General features: G+C 67.1%; 10 protein-coding genes and 2 riboswitches. Of the genes, 8 read left to right on the top strand and 2 right to left on the bottom strand.

Annotation, left to right across the window (positions count from 1 at the left end; genetic code table 11):
* Positions 1-4 precede the first annotated feature (4 nt).
* The gene (locus tag DIE11_RS22720) at positions 5-1,045 is read right to left on the bottom strand and encodes an ABC transporter substrate-binding protein (protein ID WP_124627188.1); all 1,041 of its coding nucleotides are present in this window, start codon (positions 1,043-1,045) and stop codon (positions 5-7) included.
* Positions 1,046-1,181: 136 nt separating this feature from the next.
* Positions 1,182-1,303: riboswitch (guanidine-I (ykkC/yxkD leader) on the bottom strand.
* 432 nt (positions 1,304-1,735) lie between these two features.
* A riboswitch (guanidine-I (ykkC/yxkD leader) is annotated at positions 1,736-1,869 on the top strand.
* 57 nt (positions 1,870-1,926) lie between these two features.
* Here DIE11_RS22720 and DIE11_RS22710 point away from each other — a divergent pair.
* From DIE11_RS22710 to DIE11_RS22675, 8 genes are all read left to right on the top strand, one after another.
* The gene (locus DIE11_RS22710; RefSeq protein WP_124627185.1) at positions 1,927-2,688 is read left to right on the top strand and encodes an urea amidolyase associated protein UAAP1; all 762 of its coding nucleotides are present in this window, start codon (positions 1,927-1,929) and stop codon (positions 2,686-2,688) included.
* Between the two features lie 11 nt (positions 2,689-2,699).
* Entirely contained in the window at positions 2,700-3,356 is a 657-nt protein-coding gene (locus DIE11_RS22705; RefSeq protein WP_124627182.1) for an urea amidolyase associated protein UAAP2, read from the top strand.
* Positions 3,357-3,393: 37 nt separating this feature from the next.
* Positions 3,394-6,996 (top strand): urea carboxylase, encoded by a 3,603-nt coding sequence (gene uca, locus DIE11_RS22700; protein ID WP_124627180.1) that lies wholly within the window; start codon positions 3,394-3,396, stop codon positions 6,994-6,996.
* Entirely contained in the window at positions 6,993-8,879 is a 1,887-nt protein-coding gene (gene atzF / locus DIE11_RS22695; protein WP_124627178.1) for an allophanate hydrolase, read from the top strand. The genes uca and atzF overlap by 4 nt, the downstream gene beginning before the upstream one ends.
* 64 nt (positions 8,880-8,943) lie before the next feature.
* On the top strand, positions 8,944-9,918 hold the full coding sequence (locus DIE11_RS22690; protein WP_059449282.1) for an ABC transporter permease: 975 nt from the start codon (positions 8,944-8,946) through the stop codon (positions 9,916-9,918).
* A gap of 45 nt (positions 9,919-9,963) precedes the next feature.
* Positions 9,964-10,872 carry an ABC transporter ATP-binding protein gene (locus tag DIE11_RS22685; RefSeq protein WP_059606234.1) on the top strand — a complete coding sequence of 303 codons (909 nt, stop codon included), beginning with the start codon at positions 9,964-9,966 and terminating at the stop codon, positions 10,870-10,872.
* A 505-nt stretch (positions 10,873-11,377) separates the two neighbouring features.
* Positions 11,378-11,881, top strand: coding sequence for an inclusion body family protein (locus DIE11_RS22680; protein ID WP_124627176.1), 504 nt, complete (start codon positions 11,378-11,380; stop codon positions 11,879-11,881).
* 64 nt (positions 11,882-11,945) lie between these two features.
* On the top strand, positions 11,946-12,464 hold the full coding sequence (locus DIE11_RS22675; RefSeq protein WP_124627174.1) for an AidA/PixA family protein: 519 nt from the start codon (positions 11,946-11,948) through the stop codon (positions 12,462-12,464).
* A gap of 158 nt (positions 12,465-12,622) precedes the next feature.
* On the opposite strand, the gene DIE11_RS22670 is transcribed toward DIE11_RS22675, so the two are convergent.
* On the bottom strand, positions 12,623-13,324 hold the full coding sequence (locus DIE11_RS22670) for a FadR/GntR family transcriptional regulator (RefSeq protein ID WP_226117223.1): 702 nt from the start codon (positions 13,322-13,324) through the stop codon (positions 12,623-12,625).
* Positions 13,325-13,691: the final 367 nt, after the last annotated feature.

The following is a 13,691-nucleotide window of genomic DNA, read 5'->3' as shown; positions in this document are numbered from 1 at the left end:
ACGGTCAATGCAGCTCGCTGAAGTGCGGATCGATATACGCGTCGACGTCCTGCGACTGTTTGTACACGGCATTGCGCACGTTGAACGCATTCGCGTTGCGGGTCGACCCGTAGATCGAGTCGAGCCCGTCGCCCTTGCGGAACGCTTGCTTCGCGGCCGCCGCGTCGAGCAGGTGCGTGCCTTTCAGCAGCGGGAGATATTGCGCCGGCGTGAGGCCCACGCGCGCCGACATGATCTTCACCGCATCGGCCTGCGTCTTCGGGTCGTTGATATAGGCGACGCAGCGATACCAGACCTTGACCACCTTCGCCCAGTCGGCCCGACGCGCGGCGAGGCTCGCCGGCGCGACCGTGATCGCATCGTAGATCAGCCCCGGCGCATCCGCCGACGTGAAGATCGCCCGTGCGCCGGGTGCGCGCTTCAACGCCTCGCCCGCGTTCGGCTGCCATGCGGCCACCGCGGCGATGTCGGTCGACGAACCGAGCACCTGCGGCAGTTCGTTCGTCTTCGCATTCACGAGCGTGACGTCGCCGTCCTTGAGCCCGTGCTTCTGCAGCGCGGTTTCGAGCAGCAGGTGATCGACGAGGCCAAGCTCGACGCCGACCTTCTTGCCCTTCAGGCCTTCGACGGTGCGCAGCGGCGGCTTCGCGACGATCATGTCGTTGCCGGCCGAATAGTCGGTCAACAGGATCATGACGTTCTTCGCGCCGGCCGCGCCGGTGACGAGCGCATCGCCGTTGGTCGCCGCGACCGCGTCGAGCTTGCCGGCGGAAAACGCGTCGAGCGAGGCCGAATAATCGAACCATTCGAAGTCGACGTCGACGCCGGCTTCCTTGAACCAGCCCTTGTCGAGCGCGACCTGGAACGCGACCCAGCCCGGCCAGTCGCTGTAGCCGATTTTCAGCGGCGCCGCCGCGTGCACGGCGGGCGCTGCCAGCAGCGCGGCTGCCGCGACGGCGGCGCCGAATGCGTGACGGATTGGACGGAAGAAATGGAAGAAGCGGGTGGACGGCAGGCGGCGGAACGCCAGGGCGGGACGGGTCATCGTTGTTCTCCAGGAGACCGGGATCGGGATCGTCGATTCGGACCGTGCCTGTGCACGGTCCGGCCGCGTGGCCGGTTCCTGTGGATGCGGAACGAGAAGCGGCCACGGAGAGGCGCGACGGCCGTTGCCATCGCCAATCTCCCGGGCTTTTGTCCCGCCGTGTAGCGCGCGTGCATCCGGTCTCGCGATCGGACGAACCCGCGCCGGGCTGCTCTCGGACCAGACGTTCGATGAACCGGAACCCTAGCACCCCTAAGATGCGACGCCGCCGCACCTCTCGGCATCATGCCGAGCGAGAAGCGTGCCAATGGCGCGCGGCAACGCGATTCACCGGCGGCGGACGGCGCGCTGAAGTTCGATGAAGCGGGCGGAGAACAGCGCGCTCAATGCGCGCCGGAGCAGGTCGAGCTTGTTCATGAAGAGTGGGGTATCGAGTGAGGATGCACCTGTTCAGCAATGCCCATGCCATCGCGGACCGCGCGGTGCGCGCGTGGGCGATGCGCACTGCGACGGTGCGCGATCGCGTGCGCATGGTGCGTCGCACGCCCGCCGCGAGGGCAGGCCGCCGCCGCCGATGCGTGCATGCCGTGCGTCATCGGGCCGTCGTGCCGCGTCGTGCCGTGATTGCGCGGCGGCTGGCACGCAACTCGCTTTATCGACACCCGAGAGGTGCGAAGCAATTTGCATCATCTTCAGGATCGCTAGGGTTCCGGTCGTGCGGCGTTCGCGCCGCGCGATGACTGGTCCGAGAGCAATCCGGTCTTGCCTTTGCCTCGATTCGAGGAAACGGCGAGGCTCCACGGAGGGATAAAAGCCCGGGAGGTCGCGATGTCGTTCGGTCGCCCTCTCACGCCTTTTGTCCAACCGACCACGGAGCCGCCATGTCGCCGAGCCCCCAAGCCGTCCCCGTCCTTGTGCCACCGCCACACGTCGCGTGGGAAACGCTGATCCCCGCAGGAACCCACTGGTCCGGCATCCTGCGCCGCGGCCTCGCACTGCGCATCGTCGATGTCGACGGCGGCGCGAACCTGTCCGCCGTCTTTCATCGCCAGGAAGATCCGCTCGAACGCTACAACATGGCCGACACGCTGAAGGCGCAGCACACCGCGCACCTCACGCGCGGCCATGCGCTGTATACGGACATGGGGCGCGTGATCGCGTCGATCACGGCCGACACGCTCGGCTGGCACGACCCGCTCGGCGGTGTCGGCGATGCGCGGTTGTTCGCGCACAAGTACGGCACGACCTCGTACCAGGCCGATCGCAACGCGATGATCCGCAACGGTCGCGACAGCCTCGTGCTCGAGCTCGCGAAATACGGACTGTCGGCGCGCGATCTCGCCGCGAACGTCAACTTCTTCAGCAGGCTCGACGCACGCGACGACGGCACGCTCGATTTCGTCGCCGGCCATTCGCCGGCCGGCAGCGCGCTCGACCTGCGCTTCGAGATGAACACGCTGGCGGCGTTCTCGACCGCGCCGCATCCGCTCGATCCGCGTGCGGACTACGCACCGAAGCCCGTGAAGTTGATCGCGTACCGCGCGTATCCGGCGGACGGCGCCGCGCCCGAGGACGACTCGTGCCGCCGCGCATGCGCGGAGAACATGCGCGGCTTCGCCAACACCGACCGCCTGTTCGCGTAAGGAGCCCTTCAATGCCGATCATCGAAAGCCGTCTCCACCCGCGCGACGCGATCCACGACACCACGCTGAAAGCCGGCGAACCGTGGCTGCACGACCTGAAACGCGGACAGGTCTTCCGCATCCTCGACCTGGAAGGCAACCAGGCGGTCGACACGTTGTTCTATCGCACCGACGACATCGAGGAGCGCTACAGCGCGCAGGACACGATTCGCGCGCAACGCAACCTGTACCTGAGCGCGGGCAGCGTGCTGCTGTCCAGCCGGGGCAACCCGATGGTGACGATCGTCGCCGATACCTGCGGCCGCCACGACACGCTCGGCGGCGCGTGTGCGGCCGAGAGCAACACCGTGCGCTATGCGCTCGACAAGCGTTACATGCACAACTGCCGCGACAGCTTCCTCAACGCGATTGCGCACTGCACGTGCGGCGCGGGCGCGCGGCTCGGCAAGCGCGACCTCGTCGGCAACGTCAACTTCTTCATGAACGTGCCAGTGACGCCGCTCGGCGGGCTCACGTTCGAGGACGGCATTTCCGCGCCCGGCAAGTACGTGGAGATGCGCGCGGAGATGGACGTCACAGTGCTGATCTCGAACTGCCCGCAACTCAACAATCCGTGCAACGGCTACAACCCGACGCCCGTGCGCCTCACGATCTGGGAGGCTCAATGAACTACACCCACGCTCACTCTCGTTCGCGGGAGGCAACATGAGGTTCGCCAAGGTCCTCGTCGCGAACCGCGGCGAAATCGCGTGCCGCGTGATCCGCACGCTCAAGCGGCTCGGCATCGCGTCGGTCGCGATTTATTCGGATGCCGATCGCGACGCGCGTCACGTGGCGCTCGCCGACGAAGCGGTGCGTGTCGGGCCCGCGCCGGCGGCCGACAGCTACCTGAACGTCGCGGCGATCCTCGCTGCCGCACGCGAGACCGGCGCGCAGGCCGTGCATCCGGGCTACGGCTTCCTGTCCGAGCATGCCGGTTTCGCCGATGCATGCGAGGCAGCGGGCCTGCGCTTCATCGGGCCGCGCGGCGATCACATGCGTGCGTTCGGTCTCAAGCACACCGCGCGCGCGCTCGCCGCTGCGCAGGGCGTCGCGCTGCTGCCGGGCACGGGCCTGCTCGACGACGTGGCGACGGCGCTCGCCGAAGCCGACGCAATCGGTTATCCCGTGATGCTGAAAAGCACCGCCGGCGGCGGCGGGATCGGCATGTCGCTCTGCCGCGATGCCGCGCAGCTCGAGGCGGCCTTCGAATCCGTCGTGCGGCTCGGCAACGCGAACTTCGCGCATGCGGGGGTCTATCTCGAGAAGTTCGTCGAACACGCGCGGCACATCGAAGTGCAGATCTTCGGCGACGGGCTGGGCGGCGCGATCGCGCTCGGCGAACGCGATTGCTCCGTGCAGCGCCGCAACCAGAAGGTGATCGAGGAAACGCCCGCGCCGGACCTGAGCGGCGCCGAGCGCGATGCGCTGCATGCGAGCGCGGTGCGGCTCGCCCGCGCGGTCGGCTACGCGTCGGCCGGCACCGTCGAATTCGTGTTCGACGCGAACGCGCGGCAGTTCTATTTCCTCGAGGTGAATACGCGACTGCAGGTCGAACATTGCGTGACCGAAGCGGTGACGGGCGTCGATCTCGTGGAATGGATGATCTTGCAGGCCGAAGGCGACCTGCCGCCGCTCGACACGCTCGCCGTCGCGCCGCGCGGCGCGAGCATCCAGGTGCGGCTCTATGCGGAGGATCCGCACAAGCAGTTCCAGCCGAGCGCGGGGTTGCTCACGCACGTCGCGTTTCCGGACGACGTGCGCGTCGACGGCTGGATCGAAGCGGGCACCGAGATCAGCGCGCATTACGATCCGCTGCTCGCGAAGCTGATCGTGCGCGGCGATACGCGGCGCGACGCGCTGGCCGCATTGCAGGCCGCGCTCGCGCGTACCGAGCTGTACGGGATCGAGACCAACCTCGACTACCTGCGCGCCGTCGTCGGCTCGGACACGTTCGCGCGCGGCGCGCCGACGACGGCATTCCTGTCGCGCTTCTCGTTCGCGCCGCACACGATCGACGTGCTCGACGGCGGCGTGCAGACCACCGTGCAGCAGGCCCCCGGGCGCGTCGGCTACTGGAGCGTCGGTGTGCCGCCGTCTGGCCCGATGGACGATCGCGCGTTCGATCTCGCGAACGCGCTGCTCGGCAACGCGCGCGACGCGGCGGGGCTGGAATTCACGATGGTCGGCGCGACGCTGCGCTTCAACACGGCGACGCTGTTCGTGCTCGGCGGCGCGCCGCTCGCGGCCACGCTCGATGGCGAGCCCGCGCCGTTCTGGCAGGTGCTGCGCGCGCGGCCCGGCGCGGTGCTGAAGCTCGGCGGCGTGATGGGCGCGGGTGTGCGCGCATGCCTCGCCGTGAAGGGCGGGCTGCAAGTGCCCGACTATCTCGGCAGCAAGGCGACCTTCACGCTCGGCCAGTTCGGCGGCCACGCGGGGCGCGCGCTGCGCAAGGGCGACGTGCTGCATCTGCACGCGGACGCGGGGCGCGGCGACGCGGGCGCGACGCTGGCCGCGGCCGACGTTCCCGCGCTGACGCATGCGTGGACGCTCGGCGTGCTCGATGGGCCGCACGGCGCGCCCGATTTCTTCACGCCCGACGACATCGCGATGCTCTACGGCACGCAGTGGACGGTCCATTACAACTCCAGCCGCACCGGCGTGCGGCTGATCGGCCCGAAGCCGCAATGGGCTCGCGTGGACGGCGGCGAGGCAGGCCTGCATCCGTCGAACATCCACGACAACGCGTATGCGATCGGTGCGGTCGATTTCACCGGCGACATGCCGGTGATCCTGGGCCCCGACGGTCCGAGCCTCGGCGGCTTCGTGTGCCCGGTGACGGTCGTGCGCGACGAGTTGTGGAAGCTCGGGCAGTTGCGCCCGGGCGATACCGTGCAGTTCGTGCGCGCCCGCGTATCGCCCGCGCCTGCCGCCGCCTCGATCGCGATCGCGATCGCGCCCGCGGCATCCGCTGGCGCGCCGGACGATTGCGTGCTGCATCGCGACCCGTCGGCCGGCGGCGGCATCGGCGTGGTGTACCGGCGCTCGGGCGATCGCAACGTGCTCGTCGAATACGGGCCGCTCGTGCTCGACCTGAACCTGCGCTTTCGCGTGCACGCGCTGATGTGCTGGCTCGACGCGCACCGGCTGCCCGGCATGCTCGACCTGACGCCGGGGATACGTTCGCTGCAGGTGCAGTTCGACGCGCGGACGCTGCCGCTCGCCACGCTGCTCGCGCATTTGCAGGCCGCCGAGCGCGAATTGCCCGACGTGGCCGACATGCGCGTGCCGAACCGCATCGTGCATCTGCCGCTGTCATGGGACGACCCGTCGACGCGCGTCGCGATCGAGCGCTACATGCAGTCGGTGCGGCCCGATGCGCCGTGGTGCCCGAGCAATATCGAGTTCATCCGGCGCATCAACGGCCTGGCGAGTATCGACGACGTGAAGCGCATCGTGTTCGACGCGCGCTATCTGGTGATGGGGCTCGGCGACGTCTACCTCGGGGCGCCGGTCGCGACGCCGATCGATCCGCGGCACCGGCTGGTGACCACGAAGTACAACCCCGCCCGCACCTGGACGCCGGAGAACGCGGTCGGCATCGGCGGCGCGTACCTGTGCGTGTACGGGATGGAAGGGCCCGGCGGCTACCAGTTCGTCGGCCGGACGGTGCAGATGTGGAACCGCCACCGCACCACGCGCGAGTTCGAGGCCGGCAAGCCCTGGCTGCTGCGCTTCTTCGACGAGATCCGCTTTTACGAAGTCAGCGAGGCGGAGCTGACCGCGCTGCGCGCGGATTTCATCGCGGGCCGCGCGGCGCTGAGGATCGAGGAGTCCGTGTTCGATCTGGGCGCATACAACCGATTTCTGCGCGACGAGGCGGATTCGATCGCGACGTTCAAGGACGCGCAGCAAACCGCGTTCGAAGCCGAGCGTGAGCGATGGCGGGCGGCCGGGCACGCGGAATACGTCGGCGACGCGGAGCAGGGCGACGCGCAGGCGGCGCGGGCAGCGGGCGCGCTCGACGACACGCAGCGGGCGATTGCCGCGGACGTGTCGGGCAGCGTGTGGAAGGTGCTGGTCGAGGCGGGCGAGCGCGTGACCGAAGGGCAGGTCGTCGCGATCGTCGAGTCGATGAAGATGGAGGTGGTGGTGACGGCAACGGAAGACGGCACGATCGAGACGATCGATTGTGCGCCGGGCGCGGCGGTGGTGGCCGGCCAGCGGCTGATGGTGATGAAGGCGGGCGCCGCCGAGGAGGTCGCATGAGCACGGCGGAACGTTCCATCCTGCCCGGGCTGCGCTCGATTGCCGCGCTGCGCGCGCGCTACGTGGCGGGCGACCTGACGCCGCATGCGCTCGTCGACGCGATCGCCGCGCATTTCGACGCCGGCGACCCGCATCATGCGTGGATCCGTCCGCTGACGCACGCGGAGATGACGCGGTATGCCGACGCGCTCGCCGGGCGCGACGTCGCGTCGTTGCCGCTTTACGGCGTGCCGTTCGCGATCAAGGACAACATCGACCTCGCCGGCATACCGACGACGGCGGCCTGCCCGGCGTATGCGTACACGCCGGCGCGCACCGCGCCCGTCGTCGAGCGGCTGATCGCGGCCGGTGCGATTCCGGTCGGCAAGACCAATCTCGACCAGTTCGCGACCGGGCTCTCGGGACAGCGCTCGCCTTACGGCGCGTGCCGCAACGCGCTCGATCCGCGCTATGCGTCGGGCGGATCGAGTTCCGGGTCGGCGGTGGCGGTCGCACTCGGCGTCGCGACGTTCTCGCTCGGCACCGACACGGCCGGTTCCGGGCGCGTGCCGGCCGCGTTCCACGGCCTCGTCGGGCTCAAGCCGACCCGTGGTGTGGTGAGTACGCTCGGCGTCGTGCCAGCCTGCCGGTCGCTCGATTGCGTGTCGGTGTTCGCGCACTCGCCGGCCGATGCGCGGGCGGTGTTCGACGTCGCGCATGGCGTGACCGAGGGCGATCCTTACGGGCGCGCGTGGCAGCCGCCGGCGGGCGCGGGCGGACTGCGCGCGCATCCGGCGCGGCCGCTCGCGCAGGTGCGCTTCGGCGCACCGCGCGCCGATCAGCTCGAATTCTTCGGCGACGAATCGTATCGCGCGGCCTGGGGCGCGGCGCTCGAACGCCTGCGCGCGACCGGCGCGGAAGTCGTCGAGATCGATTTCGGCCCGTTCCTGGCGGCCGCGCGGCTGCTGTATGACGGCCCGTGGGTTGCCGAGCGGCTCGCCGCGATCGGCGCATTCGCCGCGCGGGAACCCGATGCGCTGCATCCGGTGATCCGCGAAATCGTCGGCGGCGCGTCGCGCTTCAGCGCGGCCGACGCGTTCGCGGCATTCGACCGGCTCGCGACGCTGCGCGTCGAGGCGGCGCGCGAATGGGACGGGCTCGACGCGATCGTGATGCCGACCTCGGCGACGACCGCGACCGTCGACGCGCTCGAAGCCGATCCGATTGGCGTCAACTCGCGCTTCGGCTACTACACGAATTTCGTCAACCTGCTCGACCTGTCGGCGATCGCCGTGCCGGCCGGCACGTGCGAAAGCGGGCGGCATGCGGGTTTGCCGTTCGGGATCACGTTCGTCGGCCGCGCAAACGACGATGCGCGGCTGCTCGATCTCGCCCAGGCGTGGACCGGCGGCGCCGTCGCTGCCGGCGATGCGGCCGTCGGGGATGCCGGGTCGCCAGCGCCGGTGGCATCAGCCTCCGACGCGTCGTCCGCTGTCGTGCGCGTGGCCGTCGTCGGCGCGCATCTGCGTGGCGAGCCGTTGAATGGGCAGCTCACGCAGCGGGGCGCGCACTTCGTCGCCGCGACGACGACGGCTGCCGCCTATCGACTCTATGCGCTGTCCGCGGCGGCCTGCGGTGGCGTCGCCAAGCCTGGCCTCGTGCGCGTGCCGGACGGCGGCGCGCCGATCGCGGTCGAGATCTGGGAGATGCCCGTCGACGCATACGGCAGCTTCGTCGCCGGGATTGCGGCGCCGCTCGGCATCGGCACGCTGACGCTCGCGGACGGCTCGCGGGTGCAGGGCTTCCTGTGTGAAAGCGCGGCGCTCGACGATGCGCAGGACATCACGCGCTTCGGCGGCTGGCGCGCATACCGCGCTCAGGCCGCCAGCGGCGCGTTGCAATGAACGTCCGGTCGCGCGTTGCTCCGGCACCCGCGCGACCGGCACCCGAAACGATACGGAGATTCCCATGTCAACGACCCGCAACACGACCGGCTGGCTCGCCGTTCGCCGCGAGCTGACGGCGCGCGGCAAATGGACGCTCGGCCTGGCGTCCTTTCTGCTGCCGTTCGCCGTCTGGTGCCTGATCAGCTATGTGCCGTTCGTCTGGCATCCGCAAATGCGCATCACGAATCCGGGAAGCGTCGACTATTTCCAGACCGGCATGCAGATCGACCGCGACGTGTTCGACGACGAGCTCGCGCATGCGCGTGCGACGCACGCGGCCGTGCCCGAGGGCGTGCGCGCGAACCCGGTATACCTGCCTGCGCCGCACCAGGTGCTGCGCGCGTTCTACACGGCGTTCACGACGCCGCCCGCATCGCGTGATGGCGTGTGGCTGCACGAGAGCCTCTGGCACAGCATCCGGATCATCTTCTGGGGCTTCGTGATCTCGTCCGCGATCGGCGTGCCGCTCGGCATCGTCTGCGGCACCTTCAGCGCGCTCGCGCGGCTGCAGGAGCCGTTCCTGGAGTTCTTCCGCTATCTGCCTGCGCCCGCATTCGGCGCGCTGATGGTCGCGATCCTCGGCATTTACGACGCGCCGAAGGTCGCGATCATCGTGATCGGCACGCTGTTCCAGCAGGTCCTGATCATTGCGAACACGACGCGCAAGCTCGAATACGGGCTGTTCGAGGCCGCGATGACGCTCGGCACGAAGAAGCTTCAGCTGCTCACGCACGTCGTGATTCCGGGTGTGCTGCCGGATCTGTATCGCGACCAGCGGATCCTGCTCGGCTGGGCGTGGACCTACCTGATCGTGGCCGAACTCGTCGGCACGAGCTCGGGCATCACGTGGTACATCAGCCAGCAGGCGCGCTACCAGCATTTCGACAACGTATACGCGGCGATCCTGATGATCGGGATCATCGGCCTCGGCACCGACATCGTGCTCGGACTGCTCGGCCGCAAGCTGTTTCCATGGGACCGCACGCTGAAGGCGTGACGCCCGTCGACGCGCATCCATCGACCGATTTCCGTAGAGGGCATCATGCAGAATCCGCAAGCCGTTCCCGATTACCTGATTCAATCCGACGCGGTGCGCGAGCGCTTCGCGCGACTCAAAGCCCGCGACGTGATTCTCGACGTGCGGCATGTCGGCAAGCGTTTCGCGACGCCGCAGGGCGAGTGCGTCGCGCTCGACGACATCAGCTTCCGCACCCACCGGCGCGAGTTCGTGTGCGTGATCGGTCCGTCCGGCTGCGGCAAGTCGACGCTGATTCGCATCCTGGCGGGGCTCGAGGCGCAGACGAGCGGCGAGGTGCTGCTGGACGGCAAGCCCGTGCAGGGGCCGGGCGCCGATCGCGGGATGGTGTTCCAGGGCTATACGCTGTTTCCGTGGCTCACCGTGAAGAAGAACGTGATGTTCGGCCTCCGAATGAATGGCAGCAGCGGCGGCGAAGCCGAGCGAGAGGCGCTGCAGTGGCTCGACCTGGTCGGACTGACGCGTTTCGCCGACGTGTATCCGCATCAGTTGTCGGGTGGCATGAAGCAGCGCGTGGCGATCGCCCGCGCGCTCGCGAACCGTCCGCGCATCCTGCTGATGGACGAGCCGTTCGGCGCGCTCGACGCGCAGACGCGTGCGCGGATGCAGACACACCTGCTCGACATCTGGCGCAATATCGACGTGACGATCCTGTTCATCACGCACGATCTCGACGAGGCGATCTTCCTCGCGGACCGGATTCTCGTGCTGAAGGCGAACCCGGGCGGCGTGCAGGAACTGATCGAGGTGCCGGTGGCGCGGCCGCGCGACTATTCGCAGGTCAATACGCCCGAATTCATCGCGACGAAGGCGCGGCTCGAAGCGCTGATCCATCCGAAGGAGGAGGCGGCGGACGATGAGGGGGTGAAGCCGCACATGATCCGGATGACGGACGTTTCGGACAATGTCGAGTAACGGGCGTGGTTATGGTTCGGATTTTTTATTAATCGTGTCTGGTGGCGTGCGGGGCGAAATAATGCGCGTTGCGCGCGCGATCATTTTGTTTTGATTTGGTGTGGAATTCGGGATTCAATTCACATATTTACGTATCAAGTGAATGAGGTTTTTTTAGGAAAGGGCGGTGTTAATAGAAATACTGCTGAAACGGTGGAGTGTTCCTCTTGGTCTGCGCGTCGCCAGCCTGGCGGCCGCGCCTGCCCCGTCCACTTTGCTTTATCGCGGACTGCATGAAGTATTGAGACAATTGATAATATTGTTTTATTAAATAACGGTCTCTATAAAATCAGGTGGGAGCTGTCAGCGTTTACAGGTTTATCGGATTGCTGATCGATGTAAATTTAAATCGCGTTGGCAAATTGAATTTTCAAGGTTTCATGCGATTCTTCATTCGATCGGCGATCGGAAGTCGTATGGAACGGTCCGCGCACCGGCAGCCCCATTTACCTGAACGGGAGTTTCTATGTCACGCGTTACCGATGTGCTCGTCTCGATCGATACCGAAACGATTCTCCAGAAATATCCGAACCCCAGCCGGGATCCGAAAACCCCGACGCTGATCGACTGGAAGCACGTGTACATGGTCACGAACCAGGACAACGTCGTTTCCGGCCAGGCGGGCGGCGAACTCGACCTGAAAGCCCAGGTGGGCGACCTGATCCGATGGCGCGAAACGAGCTTGTCCCTGGGCTTCGAGAAGCAGGTGGTCTTCTACGGCTTCATCGCCAACCAGGGCAAGGACCTGATTTCGACGCCGACGCCGCGCAAGGCCACCGCATCGATCCCGATTCCGAATCCGAGCTCGCCTTCGACGCCGACCTGCCAGAAGGTGGACAACTACTACTGGTCGTCGGAAACGCTGTCGGAAGGCCGCGTCACCTACCACTTCTACTTCCAGATCATCGACCGCAACTGCCAGTCGCTGGGTTGCTATCAGTGGGATCCGTTCATCTCGATCCACAACTGATCTCGGCCGGCGGGCGGCCGCGTGGCGGTCGCTCGCGTCATATTCCCGTTCCGGAGGACGTGCCATGTCTGGTCTTCGTTGCGATGTGCTTGCGATCGTCGATGCCGTCACGCTGCTGTCGACCTATCCCGATGCGAGCCGGAACGCCGATATGCCGACCGTGATCGACGGCCGGCACATCTACGTTGTGAGCCCCGGCGACACCGGGCCGCTCGGCCGCAACGACAGCCGGCTCTTTGCCGGCCTGTCGCCGGGCGACCAGCTCCGCCTGCGCGAAACGGCGCTGGCGCTGCGTGCCGAAGCGAGCGTTCTGTTCATCCGGTTCGCGTTGAAGGATGCCGGCATCGTCGCGCCGATCGAACCGGAGGTGCGCGATGCCGCGACACCGGTGCCGTCCGACGACGACCTGCTCCATCCACAGTGCCGGCCGATGCCGGACCACTACTGGCGCAGCGATGTGCTGGCCGCGGGCGCCACCACGTGTACGGCCGATTTCGCCGTACTGGACCGCGATGGTGCCGTGTCCGGCTATTTCCGCTGGGAGACGTCGATCGAGATCGCCGGAGGCGGGGCGGATTCGTAGCAGCCCGATTTCAGGCCGTCGTCGGGCCGCGACGGCAACGTCAACCTGGCGCCCGATACCGGTTTCCCGGCGATCTTCCGCGCGAATGCCGCGTTCAAGCAGGACGCCGAACCGTTTGGTTCGCGGGCCGCACGCGTTTCATGGACGGCCCGCCAGCGTTAGTTTCGCTCCTGTTCCAGCCAGCGTCGTTGCGATGCATAGAGATGCGTGCGCATGGCCGCCTGGGCCATCAGCACCTCGCCGTTTTCCAGCGCGTGAAGAATGGACTCGTGTTCGTCGAAAGCCTTGGCCCATGTCTGCCTGCTTTCGGTGCGCGCGCTGACGCGCGACGAGATCGGACTGTGGCGTCCGTCGAACAGTTCGCCCACCAGCCTGACCAGCACCGAATTGCCGGTCATCGCCGCAATCGCGACGTGAAATTCGCGATCGTGCTGCAGCGGGGAACGGCCTTCCGCGATGGCGGACCGCATTGCATCGACCGCGCGGCGCACGGGCGCCAGCCGTTCGGGCGTCGCGTGTGCGCATGCGAGTTCGACGACGCTGCCCTCCAGTGCGGCGCGGGCGCTCGTCAGTTCGATCGGGTTTTCGCCCAGCGGTGTCGCCGCGGTATTCGACGCCTTCGCTGGAGGGCACACGAACACGCCGGAGCCCATCCGGACTTCGACGATGCCTTCGATTTCCAGCGCGATGAGCGCCTCTCGAACCGACGGGCGTGACACGCCCAGCTGCTGAGCCAGATCCCGCTCGGGCGGCAGGCGTTCTCCGTCGGCGAACCGCCCCGCATCGATGAGCGAACGAATCTGGTCGGCGATGCGCTGATACAGGCGGCGTGTATCCACCTGTTTGAACTGGTCCAGCAATGCTCCCCCTTGCCGCATACCGCGGATGTCTGTTCCGAAGCGATCAGTCTACTGCACTTTGAATGGCCTGACCAATTCATGCCAAGTCGATCACGTCGCTCGATGTCGCAGGGAGCTGGATGGATTAATTGGCCTTACCAAGTTTTCAATCCAGTCGGTTCTTGCCGATTCCGCTTTACGCCCAATGAAAAAGCGGAAAGGTGGGCGTATCCGAGCCATCCGATGCGCGCTTTGTCACCATGCCTTCTAGGGATTTCCCCAAATGCCCGGCAATTGGCTTGACCAATGGTGGCCAGACCAATAGCATGTGTTTGGTCAGGCCAGTTTAGTGGTGGCACGCGCCACATCGTCCTGTTTCACCCATTAC

It is taken from the genome of Burkholderia sp. Bp9012, from assembly GCF_003853825.1.
Classification (GTDB): domain Bacteria; phylum Pseudomonadota; class Gammaproteobacteria; order Burkholderiales; family Burkholderiaceae; genus Burkholderia; species Burkholderia diffusa.
The sequence above is the reverse complement of the archived record's forward strand: the minus strand, read 5'-3'. Positions and strand labels throughout refer to the sequence as shown.

Bases quoted from the DNA above. Each gene is read 5' to 3' on its own strand.
- DIE11_RS22705 (WP_124627182.1), top strand. From the start codon at position 2,700: ATGCCGATCATCGAAAGCCGTCTCCACCCGCGCGACGCGATCCACGAC.
- DIE11_RS22675 (WP_124627174.1), top strand. From the start codon at position 11,946: ATGTCTGGTCTTCGTTGCGATGTGCTTGCGATCGTCGATGCCGTCACG.
- atzF (WP_124627178.1), top strand. From the start codon at position 6,993: ATGAGCACGGCGGAACGTTCCATCCTGCCCGGGCTGCGCTCGATTGCC.
- DIE11_RS22720 (WP_124627188.1), bottom strand. From the start codon at position 1,045: ATGACCCGTCCCGCCCTGGCGTTCCGCCGCCTGCCGTCCACCCGCTTC.
- DIE11_RS22690 (WP_059449282.1), top strand. From the start codon at position 8,944: ATGTCAACGACCCGCAACACGACCGGCTGGCTCGCCGTTCGCCGCGAG.
- uca (WP_124627180.1), top strand. From the start codon at position 3,394: ATGAGGTTCGCCAAGGTCCTCGTCGCGAACCGCGGCGAAATCGCGTGC.
- DIE11_RS22710 (WP_124627185.1), top strand. From the start codon at position 1,927: ATGTCGCCGAGCCCCCAAGCCGTCCCCGTCCTTGTGCCACCGCCACAC.
- DIE11_RS22680 (WP_124627176.1), top strand. From the start codon at position 11,378: ATGTCACGCGTTACCGATGTGCTCGTCTCGATCGATACCGAAACGATT.
- DIE11_RS22685 (WP_059606234.1), top strand. From the start codon at position 9,964: ATGCAGAATCCGCAAGCCGTTCCCGATTACCTGATTCAATCCGACGCG.